22 protein-coding genes are annotated in these 25,933 nt (G+C 64.7%); 8 read left to right on the top strand and 14 right to left on the bottom strand.

Annotation, left to right across the window (positions count from 1 at the left end):
* Positions 1 to 28: 28 nt before the first annotated feature.
* Entirely contained in the window at positions 29 to 1,444 is a 1,416-nt protein-coding gene (glnA, locus tag ACYPXD_RS13575) for a type I glutamate--ammonia ligase (RefSeq protein WP_459711965.1), read from the bottom strand.
* A gap of 462 nt (positions 1,445 to 1,906) precedes the next feature.
* Between glnA and ACYPXD_RS13570 the strand changes: the two genes are divergently transcribed.
* On the top strand, positions 1,907 to 2,371 hold the full coding sequence (locus tag ACYPXD_RS13570; RefSeq protein ID WP_459711963.1) for a rhodanese-like domain-containing protein: 465 nt from the start codon (positions 1,907 to 1,909) through the stop codon (positions 2,369 to 2,371).
* Positions 2,372 to 2,500: 129 nt separating this feature from the next.
* On the opposite strand, the gene ACYPXD_RS13565 is transcribed toward ACYPXD_RS13570, so the two are convergent.
* From ACYPXD_RS13565 to ACYPXD_RS13550, 4 genes are all read right to left on the bottom strand, one after another.
* The gene (locus ACYPXD_RS13565) at positions 2,501 to 3,337 is read right to left on the bottom strand and encodes a competence/damage-inducible protein A (RefSeq protein WP_459711960.1); all 837 of its coding nucleotides are present in this window, start codon (positions 3,335 to 3,337) and stop codon (positions 2,501 to 2,503) included.
* 125 nt (positions 3,338 to 3,462) lie between these two features.
* Positions 3,463 to 4,293, bottom strand: a complete 831-nt coding sequence (locus ACYPXD_RS13560; RefSeq protein WP_459711957.1) for an EI24 domain-containing protein — start codon at positions 4,291 to 4,293, stop codon at positions 3,463 to 3,465.
* Between the two features lie 205 nt (positions 4,294 to 4,498).
* Positions 4,499 to 5,500 (bottom strand): sterol desaturase family protein, encoded by a 1,002-nt coding sequence (locus tag ACYPXD_RS13555; protein ID WP_459711954.1) that lies wholly within the window; start codon positions 5,498 to 5,500, stop codon positions 4,499 to 4,501.
* 69 nt (positions 5,501 to 5,569) lie between these two features.
* Positions 5,570 to 6,583 carry a YVTN family beta-propeller repeat protein gene (locus tag ACYPXD_RS13550; RefSeq protein WP_459711952.1) on the bottom strand — a complete coding sequence of 338 codons (1,014 nt, stop codon included), beginning with the start codon at positions 6,581 to 6,583 and terminating at the stop codon, positions 5,570 to 5,572.
* A gap of 448 nt (positions 6,584 to 7,031) precedes the next feature.
* Here ACYPXD_RS13550 and ACYPXD_RS13545 point away from each other — a divergent pair, with 448 nt between their 5' ends.
* Entirely contained in the window at positions 7,032 to 9,080 is a 2,049-nt protein-coding gene (locus tag ACYPXD_RS13545; protein WP_459711950.1) for a YadA family autotransporter adhesin, read from the top strand.
* Positions 9,081 to 9,371: 291 nt separating this feature from the next.
* Here the strand turns inward: ACYPXD_RS13545 and hrpA are convergent, their stop codons facing one another.
* The gene (hrpA, locus tag ACYPXD_RS13540) at positions 9,372 to 13,745 is read right to left on the bottom strand and encodes an ATP-dependent RNA helicase HrpA (RefSeq protein ID WP_459711948.1); all 4,374 of its coding nucleotides are present in this window, start codon (positions 13,743 to 13,745) and stop codon (positions 9,372 to 9,374) included.
* A 23-nt stretch (positions 13,746 to 13,768) separates the two neighbouring features.
* On the opposite strand from hrpA, the gene argA reads away from it, so the two are divergent.
* The 5 genes from argA (at position 13,769) to proP (ending at position 17,606) form a co-directional block, all read left to right on the top strand.
* The gene (argA, locus tag ACYPXD_RS13535) at positions 13,769 to 15,148 is read left to right on the top strand and encodes an amino-acid N-acetyltransferase (RefSeq protein WP_459711946.1); all 1,380 of its coding nucleotides are present in this window, start codon (positions 13,769 to 13,771) and stop codon (positions 15,146 to 15,148) included.
* A 44-nt stretch (positions 15,149 to 15,192) separates the two neighbouring features.
* Entirely contained in the window at positions 15,193 to 15,468 is a 276-nt protein-coding gene (locus ACYPXD_RS13530; protein ID WP_134195193.1) for an oxidative damage protection protein, read from the top strand.
* A 213-nt stretch (positions 15,469 to 15,681) separates the two neighbouring features.
* Entirely contained in the window at positions 15,682 to 15,807 is a 126-nt protein-coding gene (locus ACYPXD_RS13525) for a hypothetical protein (protein ID WP_459711945.1), read from the top strand.
* A gap of 52 nt (positions 15,808 to 15,859) precedes the next feature.
* Positions 15,860 to 16,177 (top strand): hypothetical protein, encoded by a 318-nt coding sequence (locus ACYPXD_RS13520; protein ID WP_459711944.1) that lies wholly within the window; start codon positions 15,860 to 15,862, stop codon positions 16,175 to 16,177.
* Positions 16,137 to 17,606, top strand: a complete 1,470-nt coding sequence (proP, locus tag ACYPXD_RS13515) for a glycine betaine/L-proline transporter ProP (RefSeq protein ID WP_459711942.1) — start codon at positions 16,137 to 16,139, stop codon at positions 17,604 to 17,606. The genes ACYPXD_RS13520 and proP overlap by 41 nt, the downstream gene beginning before the upstream one ends.
* A gap of 25 nt (positions 17,607 to 17,631) precedes the next feature.
* Here the strand turns inward: proP and ACYPXD_RS13510 are convergent, their stop codons facing one another.
* The 8 genes from ACYPXD_RS13510 to ACYPXD_RS13475 form a co-directional block, all read right to left on the bottom strand.
* Positions 17,632 to 17,970: a PRC-barrel domain-containing protein gene (locus ACYPXD_RS13510; RefSeq protein WP_459711940.1), complete on the bottom strand. Its 339-nt coding sequence runs from the start codon at positions 17,968 to 17,970 to the stop codon at positions 17,632 to 17,634.
* A gap of 296 nt (positions 17,971 to 18,266) precedes the next feature.
* The gene (locus ACYPXD_RS13505) at positions 18,267 to 18,758 is read right to left on the bottom strand and encodes a metallophosphoesterase family protein (protein ID WP_459711938.1); all 492 of its coding nucleotides are present in this window, start codon (positions 18,756 to 18,758) and stop codon (positions 18,267 to 18,269) included.
* 6 nt (positions 18,759 to 18,764) lie between these two features.
* Positions 18,765 to 19,340: a TMEM175 family protein gene (locus ACYPXD_RS13500; RefSeq protein ID WP_459711936.1), complete on the bottom strand. Its 576-nt coding sequence runs from the start codon at positions 19,338 to 19,340 to the stop codon at positions 18,765 to 18,767.
* Positions 19,341 to 19,440: 100 nt separating this feature from the next.
* The gene (locus ACYPXD_RS13495) at positions 19,441 to 19,860 is read right to left on the bottom strand and encodes a cupin domain-containing protein (RefSeq protein WP_459711934.1); all 420 of its coding nucleotides are present in this window, start codon (positions 19,858 to 19,860) and stop codon (positions 19,441 to 19,443) included.
* A gap of 16 nt (positions 19,861 to 19,876) precedes the next feature.
* Complete coding sequence (locus ACYPXD_RS13490) at positions 19,877 to 21,277, bottom strand: FAD-containing oxidoreductase (RefSeq protein ID WP_459711932.1); 1,401 nt, start codon at positions 21,275 to 21,277, stop codon at positions 19,877 to 19,879.
* Between the two features lie 233 nt (positions 21,278 to 21,510).
* The gene (locus ACYPXD_RS13485; protein ID WP_459711929.1) at positions 21,511 to 21,717 is read right to left on the bottom strand and encodes a hypothetical protein; all 207 of its coding nucleotides are present in this window, start codon (positions 21,715 to 21,717) and stop codon (positions 21,511 to 21,513) included.
* Positions 21,718 to 21,925: 208 nt separating this feature from the next.
* Positions 21,926 to 22,555 (bottom strand): glutathione S-transferase family protein, encoded by a 630-nt coding sequence (locus ACYPXD_RS13480; protein WP_459711927.1) that lies wholly within the window; start codon positions 22,553 to 22,555, stop codon positions 21,926 to 21,928.
* A gap of 203 nt (positions 22,556 to 22,758) precedes the next feature.
* Positions 22,759 to 23,853, bottom strand: a complete 1,095-nt coding sequence (locus ACYPXD_RS13475) for a hypothetical protein (RefSeq protein ID WP_459711925.1) — start codon at positions 23,851 to 23,853, stop codon at positions 22,759 to 22,761.
* A gap of 677 nt (positions 23,854 to 24,530) precedes the next feature.
* Here ACYPXD_RS13475 and ACYPXD_RS13470 point away from each other — a divergent pair.
* Positions 24,531 to 25,697, top strand: coding sequence for a LacI family DNA-binding transcriptional regulator (locus tag ACYPXD_RS13470; RefSeq protein ID WP_459711922.1), 1,167 nt, complete (start codon positions 24,531 to 24,533; stop codon positions 25,695 to 25,697).
* Positions 25,698 to 25,933: the final 236 nt, after the last annotated feature.

The raw sequence follows: 25,933 nt of genomic DNA, 5'->3' as shown, positions 1-25,933 counted from the left end.
TTCGCCGCGTGGCGAAGCGCATCGCCGCTTACAGCGAGTAGTACAGTTCGAATTCGACCGGGTGCGTAGTCATACGCACGCGCTGCAGTTCCGCTTCCTTCAGTTCGAGGTAAGCGTCGAGCATCGAATCCGTGAACACGCCACCGCGCGTCAGGAACTCGCGGTCCTTGTCGAGCGACTCGAGCGCCTGATCGAGGCCGGCACACACGGTCGGGATCTTTGCATCCTCTTCCGGCGGCAGGTCGTACAGGTTCTTGTCAGCGGCTTCGCCCGGGTGAATCTTGTTCTGCACGCCGTCGAGACCCGCCATCATCAGCGCCGAGAACAGCAGGTACGGGTTCGCCATCGGATCCGGGAAGCGCGTTTCGATACGGCGGCCCTTCGGATTGCTCACGTGCGGAATGCGGATCGATGCCGAGCGGTTGCGCGCCGAGTAAGCGAGCTTCACCGGTGCTTCGAAGTGCGGCACGAGACGCTTGTACGAGTTCGTCGTCGGGTTCGAGATTGCGTTCAGCGCGCGAGCGTGCTTGATGATGCCGCCGATGTAGAACAGCGCGAATTCCGACAGGCCCGCGTAGCCGTTGCCCGCGAACAGGTTCTGGCCGTCCTTCCAGATCGACTGGTGCACGTGCATGCCCGAGCCGTTATCGCCGACCACCGGCTTCGGCATGAAGGTCGCCGTCTTGCCGTACGTGTGCGCGACGTTGTGGACGATGTACTTCAGTTGCTGCGTCCAGTCGGCGCGCTGCACGAGCGTCGAGAACTTTGTGCCGATTTCGTTCTGGCCCTGGCCCGCCACTTCGTGGTGATGCACTTCGACCGGAATGCCGATCTGCTCGAGCAGCAGACACATTTCCGAGCGGATGTCCTGGAACGTGTCGACCGGCGCAACCGGGAAGTAACCGCCCTTCGGGCCCGGACGGTGGCCGGTGTTGCCGCCTTCGAATTCCTTCGCCGACGACCACGGGGCTTCTTCCGAGCCGATCTTGACGAAGCAGCCCGACATATCGGTGTTCCATTGCACCGAGTCGAAAATAAAGAACTCGGGTTCCGGGCCGAAGAACGCGGTGTCGCCCAGACCCGTGCTCTTCAGATACGCTTCGGCGCGCTTCGCGAGCGAACGCGGGTCGCGTTCATAGCCCTTGCCGTCCGACGGCTCGATCACGTCGCAGGTCAGCACGAGCGTCGATTCTTCGTAGAACGGGTCGATGAACGCCGTGTCCGGATCCGGCACGAGCAGCATGTCCGATGCTTCGATGCCCTTCCAGCCGGCAATCGAGGAACCGTCGAACGCATGGCCGCTCTCGAACTTGTCGTCGCCGAATGCCGACACCGGCACCGAGACGTGCTGTTCCTTGCCACGCGTATCGGTGAAGCGGAAGTCGACAAACTTGACGTCCTCGTCCTTGACGAGTTGCATGACGTCGGCCACGGATTTACTCATAACCTATCTCCTGATTAACGAATTCGGCGGTTTTAGCCGCCGCCCAATCTAGCTGACCCGCTGCCCCGCGTCTACAGGGTTCGTGCTCTTTAATCCGAAATGCGTTCGGGTCGAACGGCCCGGATAAAGCAGCTTTCGTGCCATCCGCGCTCCAATGGCGTGCGCCATGCCTTTGCCCGTGCTACTGCCGTGAATCGTCGCACGTTTTGCGGGAACCGGGATGACGGTTCGCTTTGGCGTACGCACCAATTACGTGCAATCTCAAAATCGATACTGTGTGGACGCCTATGTTTGGTGCAATGGTGCAATTTTGCACCTCTATGGAGCGTCAGCCGTGCTGTCCATGGACAACGGTGCGAATCGCTGGACAAGACCCGGCAGGAGGTTCGATAACGGGTCATCACATGCGAGCGATACGCGGCGCGCTAAAATGGTCCTTTGGCCCAAAGGAGACTCGCTGTCATGACCACACTTGAGCAGTTATACGCGCAGGCCGAAAAGCGCCGCATCGACAATCAATTGCCGTATGCAGGCGCGTTATCGCCCGCCGAGGCCTTCGAGCTCCTCGAACTGGATCCGCGCACCCGTCTCGTCGATGTGCGTACGCGCGCCGAACTCGATTGGGTCGGCCGGCCGCTCGTCGGCGACGGCCAGTATGCGCATGTCGAGTGGACGCGCTATCCGGGCGGCGTGCCGAACGCCGAGTTTCTCGATCAGTTGCGCCAGGTCGCCACGCCCGATACGCCCGTGCTGCTGCTGTGCCGCAGCGCCGCACGCTCGAAGCTCGCGGCCGTTGCCGCCACGCAGGCCGGCTTCACGAAGGCAATGGATCTGCTCGAAGGATTCGAAGGCGACAAGGACAGCCAGGGGCACAGAAAGACCGTGTCGGGCTGGTGTTTCCGCGGCTTGCCGTGGATCGGCGCTTGAGGTTCGGCTTCGGGAACGGAGCTGATGCGCATCCGGAACGCGTCGCAGGCGTGTGAGGTTATCGCCCTCACACGCTTGCCTTAAAGAGTATCGCGGTGAAGTCATCGCGGCGAGATCATCACCGCACGATCACCGCTGCGGCTTGGCCGATGCGGCAGCCGCATCCGGTTCGACAATATCGCCGCCCAGCAGATGCACGCCTTCGCGCAGCTTGACGAAGGCCGCTGCGACCGCTTCGGGCTCGCCCTTCACACCGAGATCGATATGCCGCCGCGCATAGACGCCGCCGCGCTCCGCATCGCCGACGCTCGGCAGGCTGAACACGCGCACGCCGGGGAAGTCGTGCTCGATCTTCTCCATCAGCGGTGTCAGCGTCGACTCCGGCAGCTCGAACACGAGCAGCGATTTCTCGGCGTGCGGCGTCGCGTGATGCAGATGCGCGTACTTCGTATCGAGCACCCATTCGATCATCGGCCACGCCATCACCGGGAAACCCGGCACGAAATGATGGTCGCGAATCGAGAAGCCCGGAATCTTGTTGTAGCCGTTCGGAATGATCGATGCGCCGCGCGGATACGTGCCCATATTGAGCCTGTGCAGATTCTCCGGTGACTGATAGTCGACCGGCTGCGCAGCATCGGCGGGATGCATTTCGCGAATGCGCTCGCGGATCAGAGTCGCGGCCTCCGGATGCAATTCGAGCGGCACCGCGAGCGCCGCGGCCGCACACTGGCGTGTGTGGTCGTCGGGCGTCGCGCCGATCCCGCCAGTCGAAAACACCGTGTCGCCGCTCGCGAAGGTACGGCGCAGCGTCGCGGTAATGCGCTCGGGGTCGTCGCCGACATACTCGGCCCAGCCAAGCGACAGGCCGCGCGCCTTCAGGAGTTCGATGACCTTCGGCAGATGCTTGTCGACCCGTCTGCCCGACAGGATTTCGTCGCCGATGATGATCACGCCAAATGCCATTGCCGCCTCGCGAAAATGAAATGCCCAAATTGAATTGCAGCGCCGGTGACGTCAGTCGTGTTGCTCAGGTATGTCACTCAGGTATGTCGCTCAGGTATGTCGCTCATTGACGCCACTCATGTGCGTCAATACAGAACCGGCGCCGTGCCGTGCGGCCCCTGCTGTTCCGCACGCAGACGCTGCAGCGCGCGCAGACAGTAATAGCCGAACCACAGCGCCGAAAACACCAGAATGAACGCATAAATCCAGATGGTCGCCGCGGTCATCACCGGAAACAGCACGATCAGCCATACCGACGATGCCCACAGAAGCGTCGGCAGCGAACCGAGCAGCCCGCTCGCGACGCCGATCAGCAACAGCGGCAGCCGGTGCCGCCGCACGAGAATACGCCGCTCGTCGCTGCTTGCATGCAAGGCGAGCGCGTCGTAGGTCATCACGCGATACGTGAGCCAGCCCCACAGGAGCGGCGGAATCAGCGCGAAAAACGGCGGAATCAGCCACAGCGGCAGCGTGACGAGCAGCACGACGAGACAGACGAACGTGGTCCACAACGAATGGGCGAGGCTGCCGTACCAGGTGCCGCCGTGCCGCATCTCGAGGCTCGGGAACTGCCGCGCGGACAAATGCTTGATGACGGCCGGCATCGACAAGGTCGCGATCAGCAGCAGTACCGTGACGACGATCAGTGGAATCGCAATCGCGATCACGATAAACGGGGCGACTGCCGCGTGCAGCGATGAAAAACCGACCCAGTCGAACAGATGGTAGAGCGTGGTCGTAAAGGACCAGTTGTCGAGCCAGCCGCGCGTCGCGCCGATCAGCGTCTGCCACGAAAACCACAGGATCGCGCCCCACACCGCGGCCGCCGCGAGGAACGGCGCCAGTGTCAGCCAGAGCATGCGCGGGTGGAGCACGCTTGCGAGCGCGCGTCCGAACGAGCGCAACAGGTCATTCATGCGAGCAGGTGTCGGTGAAAGAAATGTTGGGGAAAAAGCGGTGTGAACGTGGACAGGATAAACCACGCGGCGGGTCGGCGGTAACTGTCGGTGCCGGAACGCGCCACGCAACGACGGCCGCGGAGGCGAACGCGTAAGGCGGGAGTCGGCGCGCGTGGGAAGCCTGGCAGCGCCCCGCTGCCGGCTTCAGAAGAAAACGGGGCGCTCAGAGCGCTGCGGCGTCATTGCCCGGCGACGCACGCCGCTTCGGCGCGAGACGCCTTGCGATGCGCACGAACGCAAGCCAATGCTGCGTGACAAACCCATCGCCGTAGCGGTGGCCGTCGAGCTGGTCGCGAATGCCGGTCGGCTCCATTTCGCGGTTCCACGACGCGCTGCCGAACAGCATGTCCCACCACGGAAACAGCACGCCGAAGTTGCAGCCGTACTTGAGCCCTTCATGGCCGTAGCCGATCGCATGATGGCGGCGATGGAACGTCGGGCTAACGAGCAGGCGCTCGCCAAGCCAGCCGAAATACAGCCGGATGTTCGCGTGCTGCACGCTTTGCGCAAGATTCGTGATCGCGACGAGCACGACGAATTGCGACGGCGGCACGCCGATAAACAGGGCGATCAGCGCGAAAAAACACGCCTGCAGGAGATCGTCGAGCAGATGGTTGCGGTCGTCGGACCACAGCGACATCTGGCGCTGGCTGTGATGGACCGCATGCAGTTCCCACCAGACACCGAAGCGATGTTCCCAGCGGTGATACCAGTAGCCCGCGAAATCGAGCATCAGCAGATAAATCGCGAAGGTGACGATCGGAATGGTCGTGACGCCCGGCCACAGATTGTCGATTTCGACGTTCGCGATGTTGTGCAGACGCAACCACCCTTGCACCGTGTCGAACATCGGCTGCAGCGCGAAGAAGAAAAACAGGTTCAGGATGCCGAGCTTCGCAATCCACGTGTACAGCACGTCGACGCGGACCGCCTTGCGGTTCTCCCACTTCTCGACCGGACGCAAGGCTTCGAGCGGCCGCAGCACGGCGTACATCGCGAGCACCTCGAACACGCCGACGATGACCCAGTACAGGCTGTCGTACGTGTCTTCGTCGTAGTCCATCAGGCCGAAGTGAAACAGCAGCGGCTGCACGACGCTTTCGTACAGCGCGGTCTGCAGCGTCGATACTGCGTTATCGAGCGTGGAGAAGATCAGATGGAACATGATGCTCGCTGTTCGTCGAACCCGTTGTGCCGTTGCCGTGCCCTACGCCGCACGCCGCCGCACGCCGCCTCAGGCGCCGTTCGGTGCGGTGACCGGCGCGCGGTCGTAGAAATAGATGCCGTGCGGAGAACGTCCGACGGCGATCGTCTGAATCAGTTTACGCTGGGTCAGATCGATGATGCCGACGTGCTTCGCAAAGCGGAACGTTACCCACAGATAGCGTTTGTCCGAGGAAAGTTCCATGTCGTCGGGACCCGGCAGCAGCCCGGTGATGTCGCCGACGTTCGTGAGCGATTCCTCGTCGATGATGCTGATGGTATTCGCGACGCGGTTCGACACCGCCACATGCCGCCCGTCCGCAAGCGAGCGGAAGTTGTGCGCGCCCTTGCCCGTGGGGATGGTCTTCACGACCTTCTGGTTTTTCCAGTCGACCACGGCGACGTAATCGGCGCCGGTCATGCCGACGAGCAGGTACTTGTCGCCGGGCGTCATCCAGAGGCCCGCCGGCACCTTGCCGACTTTCATTTTCCACTTCACGGTCTGCGTGGCCAGATCGACCGCGGCGAGTTCGCCCGACACCTGCAGCGTGACGAACACGGTCTTACTATCGGCCGAGAACGCCATATGGCTCGGCATGACCGCCAGCGGCAGACGCTGCGCGAGCGCGAGGTTATGGCCGTCGTAGTGATAGATATCGAGCCGGTCGAGGCGCAGGCCCGTTGTGACGAGCCACTTGCGGTCCGGCGAGAAGCCGATCTGGTAAGGATCTTCGATCCCTTCAACCCAGCGCTGCACCTTGCCCGACTTCGGATCGACGAACAGCAGGTTGTTCGACACCGAATTCGCGACGATCAGCGACGTGTTGTCCGGCGTCGCCATCAGGTGGTGCGGTTCCTTGCCGGTCGGCACGGTATCGACGACCTGGCGCGTCGCCTCGTCGATCAGGCTCAGCGTCGCTTCGCCGGAATTGAGCACGATCACGTTATTCGCGTGGACTGCCGGGGAGAAAAGAACAGCCGCCGCGGCGAGCACCGCGCCTGCCGGAAACGTGCTGATCAAGCCGGGGAAGGAAAATTTGCGCATGAAGACTCACTACTGAAGACAGCCGCCATTGTAGAACGTTTGCGCGTTGAAACGGTTGACGGAGCGCAGGAATTTCCAATTGCGGGGCACCGCCGCAACACCTTGTGCGAAGCGGCCAGAAACGAGAAGTACTGAGCTCCGCCTGCAGATTGTCCGAATCGAATCCTGTGGCTGCTGTAATTCTCATTCTTTAAACCGGATTTTATTTAACCGCATTTAATGAATCGATAATCGTCCTAAATTCACGACCATATTCTTCAAATTAAAAGGACTGTCCTACTACTTTTGGCTAAAGCGGTTTTAAGAGTTTACTCATATCGCGCGCCGCGCCGATTGCCGGAGAATCGCCTTTCCGAATGACCCGCCAACTCAGGCACAAGCACATGCCGGCTCAAGCCGTCCGCGTGCTGGCCAAATACATTCCGGCGTTTCTGGAGGCATAACCGATATGCGTAAATCAGATTTGAACGGCTTTGTGAAAAGCCTGCACCCGTCTTTAATCCGCTCACCCGAAATCGCACGCGCATACCGGTGCGCGCCGGGCATTCTCACCTTTGCTCAATTTGCGCTCGCGGGTCTGGTTGCCATGACCGCGGCGCCCCTCGCACGCGCCAGCATTCCCGCCGCGCAGTACTACTTTGACGCCGACGGGCTGCAGAACCCGAGCGATGCAGTCACCGTGCTGTTCGGCACGAAGGCGCTCGCGGCCGGCGCGGGCGCCCACGCGCTCGGCGTGCAGTCCATCGCAATCGGTTACGGCGCGGGGGTGGCGGGCAGCGGCGGCATCGCGGTCGGCAGCGGCAGCAGCGCCTTCGGCGCCGACGCGATCGCGCTCGGCAACCAGACACTCGCGAGCGCATCGGGCGCGTTCGCCGGCGGCCTGCAGGCGCGCGCCGAGCTGTTATCGACCGCGGTCGGCGCTTATTCGGCTGCGACCGGCGATACGTCTTCGGCCTTCGGCGCGTCATCGAAGGCCGATGGCATCGGCGCCGTGGCGCTCGGCGGCGGCGCGAGCGCAACCAGTCGCGATGCACTCGCGGCCGGCCATCTGTCGAATGCAACGGGGCGCGAAGCGCTCGCGCTCGGCAGCCGGGCCGCGGCGTTGGGCGAACAGGCAATCGCGCTCGGCAACGGTGCGCAAGCCCCGGGCGACCGCGCGCTGGCGGCGGGAGCATTCGCCACCGCGAGCGACGACGCCACCGCGCTCGGCGCGTCCGCGGTCGCCGCGCAACCGGGCGCCACGGCGGTTGGCAAGCATGCCGTTGCCAACAGCACGCATGCGACGGCGCTCGGCAATCTCGCGGACGCCGCGGCCGCCGACAGCGTCGCGGTGGGTGCGCTATCTCATGCGGAAAACCAGGCAGTCGCGATCGGCGCTTATGCAAGCGCCAATGCACGGGCGTCGCTCGCGTTCGGCCAGAACGCGAGCGCGATGCACGAAAACAGCATCGCGCTCGGCGCCGGTTCCGGGACGACGGTCGGCGCCCGCACGGGTTATCTCGCGTACGGCCTGTCCGCGCCGCAAACGTCGGTCGGCGAGCTCAATATCGGCACACGCACCATCAGCGGTGTCGCTGCCGGCGCGGCGGATCTCGATGCGGTCAACGTCGCGCAGCTCAAGGCGCTCGACAGCAAGATCGACGCCGCGGCCGCGCAACTCGCGAGCACGCTCAGCTACGGGTCCAACGCGGACGGCTCGGTCGACCGCCATAGCGTTGCGCTCGCCGGCGATCCTGATGGCGGCGGCACGCAAATCCATAACGTCGCTAACGCGCGCGACGCACACGACGCGGTCAACCTCGGCCAGCTTTCGACGATGCTCGCCGATGCGATCGGCAATGCGTCCGTCAGCGGCGGCAACGCGGGAGGCAATCCGCTCTTTGCCGCCGCGGGCGACGCCGCAGGCGAAACGGCTCATGCCAGTGGCGTGCATTCGGTCGCCGCGGGAGCAAACGCGCAGGCATTAGCCGCGCAATCGGTTGCGATCGGCACGAACAGCCGGGCAAGCGGAGCGAATGCACTCGCGCTCGGCGCAGCGTCTCATGCGAACGCCGACAACTCGGTTGCGCTCGGCTACGGTTCGGTCGCGGACCGCGCAAACAGCGTCTCGATCGGCGCTAACGGCAACGAGCGGCACATCACGCACGTCGCCCCCGCGCTGGAAGGAACCGACGCCGTCAATCTGAACCAGCTGAATCAGACGATGCGCGGCTCGCTCGCAACGGCCAACCGCTACACCGACGACAAGGTGCGCTCGGTGCGTCGTGACGCGTATGGCGGCGCGGCCGCGGCGCTCGCGGTCGCCGCCTTACCACGCGCGGTGCTGCCGGGCCGCGGCATGGTCGCGATGGCGGGCGGTTCGTACGGCGGACAGTCCGCATTGGCCTTCGGTGTGTCGCATCTGTCGGAAACCGGCCAGTGGGCGTACGGCGTGCAAGGCACGGCGAGCTCCCGCGGCGAAGTCGGCGCGGCACTAGGCGCGGGCGCGCATTTTTAAGCGCGTCCCGGTTCCAGGAATCGGTGGGACGGATGCAGGCATGTCCCCATGTGCCTGCATTCTTTTGGCGCGATGCCGATGTCGGGATCCATCGGTGTCGCGTCCTTTTTTGTGTTTGAACGGGCCTGCCGTTCTTGCCGCTCCTGTGTTTCGCTTCGCGAGTTTCGCAGTGCCCCCCGGCGATCCTCGCGCCGCACGCGCCGGCCAGTTTCACCTGCCAGTTTCTCCAGCCTTGTCCGCTGCCCAAGTTCGCCAAGTTCGCCCGTCTCGTGCGCGATACCCGCCGCCCGCTCACCGCTGCATCGATTCCCAAACCTTATGCAGCCGCTTCACCGAAACCGGCATCGGCGTACGCAATTCCTGCGCGAACAGCGAAACGCGCAGTTCCTCGAGCAGCCAGCGGAACTCGGCGAGCCGCGCATCCATCACGCCACCGCGTTGAGCAAGCGCGCGCTGATAGTGCTGCGCAAGCGGCGCGAATTCCGCGAATTGCCGGGCATCGCGCGCCGGTTCGGCCTTCAGCTTGTCGATGCGCAAGCCGATCCCTTTCAGGTAGCGCGGGAAATGCGTCAATTGCGTGTACGGCGTATCGACCACGAATCGCTTGCCGATCAGCGCGTCGAGCTGGCTCTGCATATCGGCATACGCGGCCGCAAACGGCTTGGCCTGCGCGAGCTTTTTCAGCACCGTCGCGTACTCGCCGAGAACCTGCCCGACGAGTCGCGAGATTTCCTGAGCCAGCAACGTAAGCCGGCTGCGGCCTTCGTCGCGTCGCGCGTGAAAGCTCGCGTCGTCGTCGGGTAGCGGGTCTTGCAGACACGCGCGGTCGAGCGCCGTGTCGACCAGCTGATCGCGCAGTTCTTCCTGCGTCGCGCGAGCCATAAACTGCATCGCCATCTCGCGCAGGCCCGGCAGGTTTTTTTCGAGGTATTTGATCGGCTCGCGCAATTGCAGCGCGAACAGGCGCCGCAAGCCCGCGCGGTGAATCCGCGCCGCCTCGTCGGGCGAATCGAACACTTCGACGTCGCAGTGCGTGCCGCGATCGACGAGCGCCGGATAGCCGAACAGCGTCTGCCCGCGACGGCGTATCTCGAGCAGCTCGGGCAGCTTGCCGAAGTTCCACGTCGTCAGGTTTTCGTAGAGCGCGGTGGCAGGCGCAGCATCGGCGCCCGGCGGCGTCGTATGCGGAGCAGCGCCACCGGCAGCACTGCCAGCGCCGCGCACCGCAGCCGATGCGCTGGAAGCGCCCGCTGCAACGCCCGCCACGCCGGCTCCCGAACGGCCCGCCCCACGCGCCTCGCCACCTCGACCCAGCGCATCGCCGGCCTGATCGACAAGCGTTGCGCTCGCCGCCAGTTTCTGAAACTGCTGTTGCGCTTCACCGCCGAGCTCGGCGCGCAGTTGCGCGAGATTGCGTCCCATCGCAAGCTGCCGCCCATGTTCGTCGATCACCTTGAAGTTCATGAACAGATGCGCGGGCAACGTCTCGAGCTTGAAGTCCGACTGCTTTAGCGCGACCTGCGTCTCGCCGCGCACGTCGGCAATCAGCGCATCGATCAGACCGCCCGCGCCGAAGCGCGCGCCATCGCTCGTGCGCTCGGCAAAGCCCGCCGCATACTGCGGCAACGGCACGACGTGACGGCGCAGCTTCTGCGGCAGCGACTTCAGCAGCAGTTGCGCCTTCTCTTTCACCATGCCGCGCACAAGCCATTCGGCGCGCCGCGCATCGAGCTGATTCAGCGCATAAAGCGGCACCGCGAGCGTCACGCCGTCGCGCGGCGAGCCGGGCTCGAAGTGATACGTAAGCGCCATTTCGATGCCGGCCATCGTCAGCCGCTTCGGAAACAGATCGGTCGTCACGCCGGCCGCTTCATGGCGCATCAGATCGTCGCGCGACAGATACAGAAGGCGCAGCTTGTCTTCGGCCTGCCCGCTCTTCTTCACCTCGTCGCGATACCAGCGCTCGAACGCGGCGCCGGTATGGATGCCCTGCGGAATCACCTCGTCGTAGAACCCGAAGATCAGTTCGTCGTCGACGAGCACATCCTGACGGCGCGACTTGTGCTCGAGCTGTTCGATCTCGGCGAGCAGCTTGCGGTTATGCGCGAAGAACGCGAGCTTCGTGTCGAACTCGCCTTCGACAAGGGCGCCGCGGATAAACAGTTCCCGCGCGCGCGCCGGATCCTGCTGGCCGAAGCTCACGCGGCGCCGATGGTAGATCGTCAGCCCATACAGCATCGCCCGCTCGAACGCGCTGACCTGCGCCGCACGCTTCTCCCAATGCGGCTCGGACAGCGACTTCTTCAGCAGATGCGCGCCGACTTTTTCGACCCACTCGGGCTCGATCTTCGCGATGCCGCGCGCGTAGAGCCGGCTCGTCTCGACCAGTTCCGCGGCCATCACCCAGCGCCCCGCTTTCTTCGCGAGCGCGGAACCGGGCCATAGATAGAACTTGATGCCGCGCGCGCCGAGGTAATACGGCTCGTCGTCGGCCTTCAGGCCGATATTGCCGAGCAGCCCCGTGAGCAAGGCAAGATGGATCTGCTCGAAGGTCGCGTCCGATTCGTTCAGCCGCCAGCCGTGCTCGCGCACGACGGTCAGCAATTGCGAATGCACATCGCGCCATTCGCGCAGCCGCACATGCGACAGGAAGTTCGCGCGGCACGCGTCGGCGAGCTGCCGGTTCGATTTCTTGTGCGCGATCGCTTCGTCGAACCACGCCCAGATCTTCGGCCACTGCAGAAACTCCGAGCGCTCGTCGGCAAAGCGGCGATGCGCCTGGTCGGCCTGCTCCTGCGCCTCGATCGGCCGGTCGCGCGGGTCCTGCACCGACAGCGCGCTTGCGATGATCAGCACTTCGCGCAGCGCCTGCTGGTCGCGCGCGGCGAGAATCATGCGGCCGACGCGCGGGTCGAGCGGCAGCCGCGCGAGCTCGCGGCCGAGCGGCGTCAGCGCGTTGTCGTCGTCGACGGCGCCGAGTTCGTTCAGTAACTGATAGCCGTCCGCGATCGCGCGTCCGGGCGGCGGCTCGATAAACGGGAACGTCTCGATCGCCGTGAGATGCAGCGACTTCATCCGCAAAATCACGGCCGCGAGCGACGAGCGAAGAATCTCGGGGTCCGTGAAACGCGGACGCGCGGCGTAGTCGTCTTCGTCGTAAAGACGTATACAGATGCCGTCGGCGACGCGCCCGCAGCGGCCCGCGCGCTGGTTCGCGGCCGCTTGTGAAATCGGCTCGACCTGCAGCTGCTCGACCTTGTTGCGATACGAATAGCGCTTCACGCGCGCGAGACCCGTATCGATCACATAGCGGATGCCGGGCACCGTCAGCGAGGTTTCGGCGACGTTGGTCGCGAGCACGATGCGGCGCGCATTGGACGGCCGGAACACGCGCTCCTGTTCGGCCGCCGAAAGCCGCGCGAACAGCGGCAAGATTTCCGTATGCGGCGGATGGTGCTTTCTGAGCGCCTCGGCCGCGTCGCGAATTTCGCGCTCGCCGGGCAGAAAGACGAGCACATCGCCCGGACCTTCGCGACACAATTCGTCGGCGGCATCGACGATCGCGTCGATCAGATCGCGGTCGGTCTCGCGCTGCGATTTCTGGCGCTCGGGACGATCGCCGCGCAACGGCGTGCCCTGCGCGGACTTGACCGCCGCGCTTTCCTCGACCACCGGCCGGTAGCGCAGCTCGACCGGATACAGGCGCCCGCTGACCTCGATGACCGGCGCAGGCTTCTCGTCGCTGCCGAAGTGGCGGGCGAAGCGTTCCGCATCGATCGTCGCGGACGTGACGATCAGCTTCAGGTCCGGGCGCTTCGGCAGGATTTCCTTCAGATAGCCGAGCAGAAAATCGATGTTGAGACTGCGCTCGTGCGCTTCGTCGATGATCAGCGTGTCGTACGCCTTGAGCAGCGGGTCGGTCTGCGTCTCGGCGAGCAGGATGCCGTCGGTCATCAGTTTGACCGACGCGCCCGGCGCGAGATTGTCGGTAAAGCGCACCTTGTAGCCGACCACTTCGCCGAACGGCGTGCCGAGTTCCTCGGCGATGCGCCGGCCCGTCGCCGACGCCGCGATCCGGCGCGGCTGCGTGTGGCCGATCAGACCGCTGCCGCCGGCGCCGAGACCGCGCCCGAGCGTGAGACAGATTTTCGGCAACTGCGTCGTCTTGCCCGAGCCGGTCTCGCCGCTCACGATCACCACCTGATGGCCGGCAATCGCGCGCGCAATCTCGTCGCGCCGGCCCGACACCGGCAACGCTTCGGGGAACGTAACCGGCGGGATCGGATTCGGTTCGACGACGCGCGGCGCGCGCGCTGGACGCAAAGCGCGCGACGGCTGTGACTCGCGGGAAGGGTCGGGCGAACGCGGCTGCTGGGACACGCGCTGCTGTTGCGGAGCGCGCCGCTGCTGTGGTTCCGGTACGTGCCGCTGCTGCTCTGGAGCGCGCCGCTGCTGCTGTTCGGGTACGGGCCGCTGCCGCGGCGGGCGCGCATCGTCGCCGCGCGCACGGTCCCGCCCGGCATCGTCGCCACGCGCTGTTTCACTACCGGTTTTGCCGGCGCTCCTGCCAGCGCTCTTGCCAGCTGCGTCAGGCAACTTCCCGGGCCCTCGCTCAGGCGTGGTTTTCACGTCATCGGCGGCAGGACTTTTGGGTACATTCGACATGGGGGCGCATTATAATCCTGGGCATGAATTCCCAAACCGACCTCATCCCCGCATCCGCGAGCGCACCGGTCGCCACCGGCGGCGCGATCGCAAGTCCCGCGCAGCACGCGCAATTCGTCGACTGGATGCGCTCGGTCGCCCCGTACATCCACGCGTTCCACAACAAGACGTTCGTTGTCGGATTCGGCGGCGAAGTGGTGCATCAGGGGCTGCTCAACGCGCTGGTGTCCGATATCGCGCTCTTGCAGGCGATGGGCATTCAGATCGTGCTCGTCCACGGCTCGCGCCCGCAGGTCGAAGAACAGATGAGCCTGCACGGCGTGCAATCCGAATTCTCGCAGGGTATGCGCATTACCGATGCGCGCGCCCTCGAATCCGCGAAGGAAGCCGCCGGCGAAGTGCGCCTCGATATCGAAGCGGCGATCAGCCAGGGCTTGCCGAACACGCCGATGGCGCACGCGCACATTAGCGTCGTGTCGGGCAATTTTGTGACCGCGCGGCCGGTCGGCATTCTCGATGGCGTCGATTTCCAGCATACAGGCGTCGTGCGCAAGATCGATGCCGAGTCGATCCGCCATTCGCTCGCAAGCCGTAAGCTCGTGCTGCTGTCGCCGCTCGGCTTCTCGCCGACCGGCGAAGCGTTCAACCTCGCGATGGAAGATGTCGCCTCCGCCGCGGCGATTGCGCTGCGCGCCGACAAGCTCGTGTTTCTGACCGAAACCGACGGGCTGGTCGAAGGCGGCGAACTGATCCGCGAACTGTCGCTCGACGACGCGTACCGGCTGCAGGAAAGCGGCCAGGTGCAAGGCGACGCGGGTTTCTATCTGAAGCACTCTATCCGCGCATGCCGCGGCGGCGTCGCGCGCGCGCACATCATTCCGTACGCGCTCGACGGCAGCCTGCTGCTCGAACTGTTCCTGCACGACGGCGTCGGCACGATGATCTCGTACGAGAACCTCGAGAGCCTGCGCGAAGCGAGCCCGGACGACGTCGGCGGCATCCTCACGCTGATCGAGCCGCTCGAGACCGACGGCACGCTCGTGCGGCGCGGCCGGCACCAGATCGAACGCGACATCGATCACTTCTCGGTCATCGAGCACGACGGCGTGCTGTTCGGCTGCGCGGCGCTGTACCCGTACACGCAGGAGCGCATCGGCGAGATGGCGTGCCTGACGGTCTCCCCCGAAGCGCAAAACTCCGGCGACGGCGAACGACTCTTGCGCCGCATCGAACAGCGCGCGCGGGCGCGCGGCCTCACGCGCATCTTCGTGCTCACCACCCGTACCGAACACTGGTTCCTGAAGCGCGGCTTCGTGAAGGCAACGGTCGACGACCTGCCCGAAGACCGCCGCCGCCTCTACAACTGGCAACGCAAGTCGCTCGTGCTGATGAAGCAGCTTTGAGCGCAGCCGCGCCCGCCACCCCTATTTCTCAGGAGAAGCACAGTATGGCTCGCATGGTTCAATGCACGAAGCTCGGCAAGGAAGCCGAAGGCCTCGATTTCCCGCCGCTGCCGGGCGAACTCGGCAAGCGGATTTATGAGAGCGTGTCGAAGGAAGCGTGGCAGGCATGGCTCAAGCAGCAGACGATGCTGATCAACGAAAACCGCCTCAATATGGCCGACCCGCGTGCGCGCCAGTATCTGATGAAGCAGACCGAGAAGTTTTTCTTCGGTGAAGGCGCCGATCAGGCGTCAGGCTACGTGCCGCCGTCTCAGGGCTAAATCAACGCTAAAAATCACACGCTGCAAGCCCCAAAAATCCGCGCGTTCCTGCGCGGATTTTTTTTACCTTTTTTACACCGGACCCCGTACACCGACCTTGTTCGCGCGCGGTCTCCAAAATAAGCTGTATCCCCCGCCCGGTAAGGGATACAGCGCTTCCGGCCGAGCCTTTCCGGACAAGGCGTTTGCACGATCCTCTGTCATCGTGCTAACATGTTCATCGTTTTAACAGCAATTCACCTGCATTTCGCCATTCGCCCCGCATTGGTCGGATCATTTGCGCGCCTGCGCGCCGCATCATCCATCGTCGGTGTCGAATCGTTTTCAACCGAAGGCTAAGCCTTGCCGCTAGCCCTTCAACCGGCGTAAGCAAGCGCGGCAACCCGCCCGATTGCCCACGCCATCCTGCATCTGCGCCCGCTACGCGGGTTCGCGGCTTGACCGCGAAGCGGATGCAAACCTGCAGCAGTACCTGACCGAGTGCAATTTCGCGACGACCCGCGACGCACAGGGCGCCCTGTTTTTTGCGCTCGCCGCGTATCGGGGCCCGGAACAGACCCGATTCCGCCGGAACCGCTCCAGGCCGGCCGTCGACGAAACCGCACTTTCCCCAGCACCCGTGGCTCAACGCATCGGCGTTCGGCCGCAGTCATTGGAGATTGACCACCTTGACCGCTTCCAGCAACGGCTTCTGGCGAAACCACAATAACGACAACCGTCTATCGCTTGACGACATCACGATCGTCGACAACAGCCTTCTCAAACGTGCCGTCGGCGCCATGGCGCTCGGCAACGCGATGGAATGGTTCGACTTCGGCGTGTACAGCTACATCGCCGTCACGCTCGGCAAAGTATTCTTCCCGTCCAGCAGCCCGTCCGCGCAACTGATCGCCACGTTCGGCACGTTCGCCGCCGCGTTTCTGGTGCGGCCGGTCGGCGGCATGGTGTTCGGGCCGCTTGGCGATCGCATCGGCCGTCAGCGCGTACTCGCGATGACGATGATCATGATGGCGATCGGCACCTTCGCGATCGGCCTGATTCCGAGCTACACGTCGATCGGCATCATGGCGCCCGCGTTGCTGCTCGTCGCGCGTCTGGTGCAGGGATTTTCGACGGGCGGCGAATACGGCGGCGCAGCCACCTTCATCGCCGAGTTTTCGACCGATCGTCGGCGCGGCTTTATGGGCAGCTTCCTCGAATTCGGCACGCTGGTCGGCTATATCCTCGGCGCGGGCACCGTTGCCGTGCTGACGGCAACGCTGTCGCAGGAGGCGTTGCTGTCGTGGGGCTGGCGCGTGCCGTTCATGATCGCCGGGCCGCTCGGTCTGGTCGGCCTGTACATCCGCATGAAGCTCGAGGAAACGCCGGCGTTCAGGAAGGAAGCCGAGGCGCGTGAAGCGGAAGAAAAGTCGCGTCCGCAACAGACGCTGCGCGAGTTGATGGCGCAACAATGGAAGCCGCTGCTGCTGTGCGTGGGTCTCGTGCTGATCTTCAACGTGACCGACTACATGGCGCTGTCTTACCTGCCGAGCTACCTGTCGGCCACGCTCCACTTCAACGAAACGCACGGTCTCTTCCTTGTGCTGCTCGTGATGGTGCTGATGATGCCGATGACGCTCTTCGCCGGCCGCCTGTCGGACACGATTGGCCGCAAGCCCGTGATGCTGTTCGGCTGCGTCGGCCTCTTCGTGCTGGCCGCGCCCGCGCTGCTGCTGATCCGCATGGGCACGGTGCTGCCGGTGTTCGCCGGCCTGCTGATTCTGGGCGCGCTGCTGTCCACGTTCACCGGCGTGATGCCGTCCGCGCTGCCCGCGCTGTTTCCGACGAAGATCCGCTATGGCGCGCTTGCGATCGGCTTCAACGTGTCGGTGTCGCTGTTTGGCGGCACGACGCCGCTCGTCGCCGCGTGGCTCGTCGAGCACACGGGCAATCTGATGATGCCTGCGTATTACCTGATGGGTGCGTCGCTGATCGGCATCGTGTCGGTGGTGGCGTTGCGCGAGACCGCGAAGAAACCGCTGCTCGGCTCAGCGCCGTGCGTGGCGACGCGTGCCGAAGCCCATGCGGTGCTGCGCGGCCACCGCGAGGCGGAAGAACTCGAAGAAGCCTACGCGGCAACGGCCGCGGTGCGGGCTTGAATCAGGCTTGAGGACGCGCCGGCAATCAGTCCGGCGCGTATTTGAATTCGGGCAGCGATTCGATCGACTGCTTCGTCGCGTCGGGCAGCAGGACCTGCTTGTCGCTGATCTGCAGGCTGCTGAACGGCACCGCGACGTAGTGCTTGCCGATCCCGAGGAAGCCGCCGACCGACACAATCGCGAACGCATTGCGGTCCGCCGGCGAGAGGATCAGGTCGTCGATCGTGCCGATGCGATCCTTGTCACGGTTATACACGGTCGCGCCGGCGAGTTTCGACGCGCGAAAACCTTGCCCGGTCTGAACGACGTCGACGCGCCGTTCCGTCACCGACTGCGGCGCGCCTTGCGCGATGGCGTCCGACATCGCGCCTATCGTCGAGCATGCGGCGACGAGTCCGGCTACAAGCATAAAAACAGGTCGCTGGATCACGGCTCCTCCCTTCGCGCCGATGCCTTCCTGTACGGGCAGGCCGCGCAATCGTTGAATGAATTCGGCAAAGCGCATGCGCGCGGGGCGGGCGCCGCGCTCCGATGCGTCTTTTCAGCAGACTGAGCAAGGGCCGTGCCGCGTATCGCAGGGCTGGGCGCGCGCGAACGACGGCGAGGTCCACGCAAGATCGGACCGCCTTTGCGCGCTTGCGCCCCTGCGACTGGATGCGATCAGGCCACCAACGTATGCAGCGTCGCATGAACCTGCGCGCCGTCGATCAGCAGGATGCCGGCGGAGATGGGCAGCGTGAAGCGCCTTGGCCCGGCGCTGCCCGGGTTCACGTACAGCACGCCATCGCGCTCGTCGATGCGCGGCTTGTGCGAGTGGCCGGTGACGACGACGCGCACGCCGTCTCGCTGCGCGCGAGTGCCGACGTCGGCGATATCGTGAACGACGAGAATCGTCACGTCCTGCACGCTCAGGGTGGCGTGCGTCGGCAAGGCCGCGGCCCATGCGCCGATGTCGTTGTTGCCGCGCACTGCCGTGAGCGGGGCGATCTCGCGCAAGGCGTCGAGCACCGCCGGCTCGCAGATGTCGCCGGCATGAACGATGGCATCGCAACCGTCGAGATGCCGTAGCGCCTCGGGCCGCAGAAGGTTATGCGTATCGGAAATGAGGCCGATACGCGCCGCCTTCGAACCAGCCGGAGACCTCGAACCCATCGCCCTTCACTCCTTGAGCACGTGTTCGATGCGGCGATCCGGCACGAGCCAGATCGCCGCGGTCAGCGTGTACAGCGCGGCCGACACCGACGGCATCACGAACGCGCACACGACACCCGCCAGATACAGCACGACAGACAGCTTCCCTTTCCTGTCGCGCCCGAGCGCACGAGCAAGTGTCGAGTCGGGGCCGTGCTGACGAATCATCACGTGCGCGAGAATGAAATACGCGATTGCCGCCATGAACAGCACGATGCCGTACAGCGCGGTCGGCCACGCGGACAGATGGCTCTCGCCGAGCCAGTGCGTGACCGCGGGCAGCAGCGACAGCCAGAACAGCAGATGCAGATTGGCCCACAGCGTCGCGCCGTTGACCTTCTGCACCGTATGGAACATATGGTGATGGTTGTTCCAGTAGATGCCGACATAGATAAAGCTCAACACATAGGCGCTGAACACCGGCGCAACAGGCCGCAGCGACTCGAGATCGAAACCTTCGGGCACCTTGAGCTCGAGCACCATGATCGTGATGATGATCGCGATCACACCATCGCTGAACGCTTCGATACGCCCTTTGCCCATCTGCCGGTTTCCTTTTTTAATCGATTCGATGACGACGGTGTGCGCACGGCAACCGGGCCAGGACGCCGCCGTGCTGAAAAGTGCGCGCTGCGGCCGATTATCAGCGATCATCCGGCGACTTGTCGACTTCGGACCTGGCCTCGGGCTCGGGCGCGGGCTCGGCCGAGGCGCGGTAGTGAACGGCCAGCCACACGGAAGGCTGATCCGGATGCGTCCATGCGACGCGATGCCGGCGATGCGCTTCGATGCGGATATAGTGGCCCGGCTGCATTTCGTGCAGTGCTTCGCCGTGTTCGAACTCGAGCGCCGCCGCGCCGCTGAGCAGCACGACCCACTCGTCGCGCGGGCTGTCGAACCAGAAGTCCGGCGCACTCGTATGCCCCATCGAGACGATGCGTTCGATCGTCAGATCGCCGCGTTCGACCAGCACCTCGACATGCTCGAGCGGGCCGTGTTCGACGAGGCTGAACAGATTGCCGGCATCGGCGGGCCATAGCGGTTTCTTTGCGCCGGGCTTCATGCGAGCGCGCCCTGCCCTAGTCGAGCGGCTTCAGACCGTCGAGCAGCGTCGGCACCAGTTCGCTGATCGTCGGATGGATGTGCACCGCGTATTGCAGCGTCGGATACGGTGCACGCGCCGTCATGATGTCGATGATCGTGTGAATCGCTTCGTCGCCTTCGATGCCGAGAATCGTCGCGCCGAGAATCTGCTTCGTTTGCGCATCGACGAGCACCTTCATGAAACCGTCGGTCTCGCCGCGCTCGCGCGCGCGGCCCACGCGCGTCATCGGCATGGTGGAGATCAGCGCCGCGCGGCCCGCCTGGCGAACCTCCGTTTCCGATAAGCCGACGCGCGCGAGCGGCGGGTCGACGAATACCGCGTACGCCATGATGCGGTCGTCGACGCTACGCTTGCCGCCATCGAGCAGGTTCGCGGCGACGATCTGGAAATCGTCGTATGACGTGTGCGTGAACGCACCGCGGCCGTTGACGTCGCCGATCGCCCAGATGCCGGGCACATTCGTGCGCAACTGGCCATCGACCGGGATCGTGCCGTGCGCGTCCGCATGGACGCCTGCGGCATCGAGACCGAGGTCGTCGGTGTTCGGCCGGCGGCCGGTCGCGAACAGCAGATGCGACCCTTCGACGGGAATGCCTGAAGCGCACGACACGCGCACGGCCGTCGAGCCTTCGCCGTTCAGCGGCTCGATGCGCACAGGCGCCGACTGGAAACGGAACGCGATGCCCTCGCGCGCGAGCACCTTTTGCACGGCGTCCGAGAAGTCCGCGTCCTCGCGCGACAGCACGCTCCCACCGCGCGCGAGCACCGTGACGCGACTGCCGAAGCGGCGAAACACCTGCGCGAATTCGAGCGCGATATAGCTCGCGCCGACAATCACCAGATGCTCGGGGAGCTCGGTCAGATCGAGCAGCGACGCGTTCGTGAAGTAGCGGATCCGCTCGAGACCGTCGATCTGCGGAATGATCGGACGCGTACCCGTGTTGAGGAAGAATTCGTCGGCGCTCAGTTCGTCGATGACGCGGCCTTCATGATCGGCAATCGAGATTCGATGCGGGCCGATAAAACGCGCATGGCCCGTGAATACCGACACGTTTGGCGCCGTGCGCAGCCACTTCTCCACGCCGGTGCGCGACTGGCCGATGATGCGGTCCTTGCGCGCCTTGACCTCGGCGAGATCGACCGTCACATCGCCGCTCACGTGCACGCCGAAAGCGGCCGCGTGGCGCGCCACATGCGCCGCACGCGCACTGGCGACATACGCCTTCGTCGGCGTGCAGCCGACATTTACGCAGGTGCCGCCGAACAGCTCGCGCTCGACAATGGCCGTCTTGCGGCCGCTCTTGCCGAGCCGTACCGCAAGCGGCGAACCGCCTTGTCCTGTACCGATCACGATTGCGTCGAAGTGCTGTGGCATGGCGGATCTCCCAAGCGCGGTCGAGGATCGGTCATCTTACGCCAGCTCGATGGTCGGAGCCCGCGCGGCAGTCGCAAGCCCATGCTAAAAGCGTGCAACAAAAACAAAACCGGGCGACATGCGCCCGGTTCGATCGGCAGCCGCGGGTTATGTGCGCGCCAACCTTGTTGCGGGTTGCGGCCTGACCAATGAATTTTGCCGTTGCCTCAGGCCTGGATTCAGATGTCGCCGTTTCAATGCGCCCGTTCTTCGTCGGAATGGCAAACCATATGGCACATCAATTCGCGCGAGCGCTGCAGCGCGGCGCGCGCGCCGTTGGTCGCGACCAGCACGCCAACCTGTCCGAGATTGAAGTCGGTGGACACCATCATTTGCATCAGCGACAACATCGGCAACACGACTGCCGGATGATAAATCTGCCGCTCGATCAAGGATTTCATGACTGCTCCCAATGCGCGGCGCCTGGCTATGCCGAGCGCGCCGCCAACCTACGTTTCTATGGAAGCAATTCTAGAGATAGGCGCCCTGTGGATAAATGCCGCCAGGACGAAGTCACTTGTCAATCAGAGACAACAATCCCGGCACGTGGCCACGGTCGACCCAACCCGGCCGGCACCGCGCGCCCTGTGGCTGTGCGGCGGACGGCGGCTACTCGAGTGGCGTGTCGATGAATACGGGCAACGCCTCGGCGCGCGCGGAAAACGCGACGAGCGCCGGATAACGTGCGGGATCGACGGCGCCGGGCAACATGTACTGCGTAAAGCGCCACGCAATCGCGACCGTGATATCGGGCTGCATCATCCGCTCGCCGAGCAGCCAGCCGTCGCGCGGCGTCCCGTTGTGCCCGGCGAGCGCCGCTTCCAGCTGACCGTATGCACCGTGCAACTGGCGCTGCACGCGCTCGAGCCACGGCTCATGCCGCTTCTCTTCCGGCCGCAGCAGGTTCTCGTAGACGGTATGCATGGTCTTTTCGCATGCGGCGAGCGCGAAGCCGATCAGGTGCAGCGCTTTCGCACGCGCGCCGAGGTCTTCGGGCATCAGCCGCCGCTCGGGCGCGGCCATGCGCTCGAGGTAGTCGAGGATCAGCGTCGAGTCGGTCAGCGTCGTGCCGTCGTCGGTGACGAGCGTGGGCGCCTTGACGGCCGGGTTCGTTTTCGAGAATTCGTCGAAGTGACGAAACACCGATAGCGCGCGGTGCTCGTACGGGATGCCGTACATCGCAAGCGAGATCGCAACGCGACGCACGAACGGGGAATCGAGCATGCCGATCAGTTGCATGGTCCGGGCTCCTCCATGGGGTCTAATTTTTCGGTCAGTCGTGCGCGAGACCGGCACGACCGAGCGGCTACTTTAGACGAATGGAGAGCGAGTGGCGAGCGGCAGTTGCGCGCGCTGCGAGCGGGCGCAGCCTGCCGCGACCGGAAGCTTCTACCCATATCGCGCGCGGCACGAGTGCACACCGCACCACGCGCGAGCCGGACTCAGGTTGCGACGACGTGCGTCGGTTCGAACGACATGGCGCCCGTGTTGCCGTCCGGGCGCCTGAAGATCGTCGTGCCATGGCCGCTCAGATCGAGCAGCGAGATCGACAAGGTCTGCGTGAAGCCGATCGTTACGGAGACGGGTTCGTCGGAGCCTTGATCGGCAGCCGCCGCCGCGTTGTTCGTTTCGTCTGCGCTGTCGGCGCCGTCGGCGCTGGCCGTTCCAGAGTCCTTGTTTTTGTTCACCTGGCTCAACCGGTTCGACGCGTCCTCCGTGCCGTGCAGCGTCGGGTGCGCGAGCGCGGCGAGCAGCTGGCTCAATATCTGGGCTGCATCGTTGGCCGACGCGATGCTGCCGTTGGACCCAGCGGGCGGCGTGGCGGGATTCTGATCGTTGGTTGCGTCCTCGCCGTCGCCGTTGCCGTGCCCTGCCTGGCCGGGCAGCAGATTCAGGATCCCGTTCGGCGCCTGCAGCGCGAGAATTGGCAGCGCCGTGGCGCCTGGCCCTGAGATTTCGGTGACCGACGTGACCGAGCTGATCTGCTGTTCCTTCAGCGAAATCGACAGTTTGCCGCTCGTCGGATCGAAGTCGATCGAGACCGAGCCCGAGCGCTCGTTGACTGCAACCGACGACGCCGACATCGTCGTCGAGCCGTAGCTGGCGGACATCGCCATCGCGACCGTCGTCGATTCGTCGAAGCTCGCGTTCAGGTCGACCGGACCGCCCTTTTGCAGCTCTTCGACGAAGCTTTGGCTCGCCGCGTCGGCCTGCTGCTGGCTGAAACCGCTTTGCACGAGGAACTGGTCGAGCGCCGAACCCAGCTGGGCGCTCGAGGTCGCCGACACTTCGCGCAGACCGGTCGACGGATCGACGGTCGACGCGCCTTGCGCGGCCTGGCCGAATGCCTGCGCAAGCTGAGTGACGCTTGCCGCTGCCTGCATCGCGGCAGCAAGCGCCGCGGCCGCCAGCGACCCGGCGTCGGACGCCGTACCGGTCTGGCTGGACCTGGTCCGGTTTGCATTGGCGGACTGGGTCTGGGGATTGAGTGCGCCCAGCAAGCCGGCGACGGTATTGCCGCTAATAGGAGTCGACATGTCAGGTGGTCGGAGGGGTGGTTTCCGGATACCGCGGGCCGCCACGATGGCCAACCCGCCGGTGCTTGTCTGACGATATCGGCAGATTGGGGGCGCGGCTTGAGGGTTTGCATGAAATGGAAACGTCCCGCCGCCGAGGGGAGATGGGAAGTCAAGCCCGAGACGCTGCAAGCAGCTGGTGCCGGGGACCGGACTCGAACCGGCAAGCCGTTAAGCGGCGGATTTTCTTCACACCACGTCTTTCGACGCCGGCGGATACCGGGCGGTATTGCCGTTCGTGCGCTGGACTATGCCTTCGCCATCGCCGCGAGCCGCAGCATCGAGCTGCGTGCCGCCTTAGGCGCCCCCCGTCTAGTCTCTACACCTTCCGCGCGTTCGCCTCATGAGCGGCGGCGGGCTTGGCTCGGCGTTGCCGCGGCAGCTCATATGCGATGAGCCGTCCAGGGGTTTCGCCGAATTTGAGGGGTTCTGCACCAGCCGTTTCCGGCCAGGCACTCAATCATTTAAGTCCGCTATGTTTACCAATTTCATCACCCCGGCAAGGGCGGACCGGATTCTACCATCGCCCGGCGAACCGCACCAAAACGGCGTGTCAGCCTTTTGTACGTCACGGTTCCGTCATATTCGTTCCCGATAATGCGCGCGACGAAAACGTTTACACGAACCGGGCCGACACGATGACTCCCACCATCAAGGATGTCGCTGCGCACGCGGGCTTTTCGATCGCGACGGTTTCGCGCGCCATCAACGCGCCGCACACCGTCAACCCGGTGACGCTCGAAAAAGTCCGCCAGTCAATCGATGCGCTCGACTTTCGCCCGAGCCCGCTTGGCCGCCAGCTGCGCGGCGAGCGCAGCCGCCTGATCGGCGTCGTGCTGCCGACGCTCGCCAATCCCGTCTTCGCTGAATGCCTGCAAGGCATCGACGAACTCGCCGCCGCGCAGGGCTACCGGCTCATGCTGATGACCACCCAATACGACGCCGAACGCGAACGCCATGCGATCGAAACGCTGCGCGAGCAGCGTGTCGAAGGGCTGATCCTGACCGTCGCCGACGCCGACACCCACCCGCTGCTCGACGAACTCGATCGCTCCGGCATGCTCTACGTGCTGATGCACAACGACACGGTGCGCCGCCCGTCGGTGTCGGTCGATAACCGGCTCGCCGCGTTCGAAGGCGTGCGCATGCTGATCGCGCACGGCCACCGGCGCATCCTGATGCTGGCCGGCACGCTTGCCGCGTCGGACCGCGCGCGGCTGCGCCACGTCGGCTACACGCAGGCGATGCAGCAGGCCGGCCTCACACCCGCCCCCGCTCTGGAAATCGATTTCAACGCGGACGAGCTCGCACCGTCGGTGCTCGCGCATCTGACCGGCAGCCAGCGCCCCACCGCCCTCTTCTGCAGCAACGATCTGCTCGCGATGGTCGTCATGCGCGGCCTGCGCCGCGCCCGCTTCGACGTGCCGCGCGACATGTCGATTCTCGGCTTCGACGGCCTCGCGATGGGCGAACTGCTCGCGCCGCCGCTCGCCAGCATCGGCTCGCCCAATCGCGAGATCGGCTGCTCCGCGTGGCGGCGCCTGATCGCGCGGATCGACGGCACCTATACGGACGCGTCGCTTTCGCTGACCCTGCCGCACACGCTGCGCGAAGGCGCGACGATCGCGGCGATCTCGAATAACGCCGATACGGTGTCGATGCCGCGCATGCATGACGCGCCGCACTCGACACACTCGACGCATACCGTCGCACAGCAGCCCGCCCGTGCGCATCACGCGCTGCGCACGGGCTCGCACGCGGTCGCGCGTCCGGCAGCGCACTCGACCGCCGCTTCAACCGAATAACGCCGCATACCGCCGATTGCACCTGTGCATGCATGCCACGCGCCATCGATGCCGAAGAAAACACGCGAAGCACCCCACGCAACCGATGCGTCCGAGGCATCCGCAGCGCACGACACAACCGACCACGACCGAGCCGTCCGCCACTTCGCCCCGACTTCTTTCTCACCGCCCTGGAGAAACGCTGTGAATCCGCCTCGCCGCACGATCCTCGCTACGCTGCTCCGCCCGTTCGCCCG

It is taken from the genome of Paraburkholderia sp. 2C, from assembly GCF_054589215.1.
The sequence above is the reverse complement of the archived record's forward strand: the minus strand, read 5'-3'. Positions and strand labels throughout refer to the sequence as shown.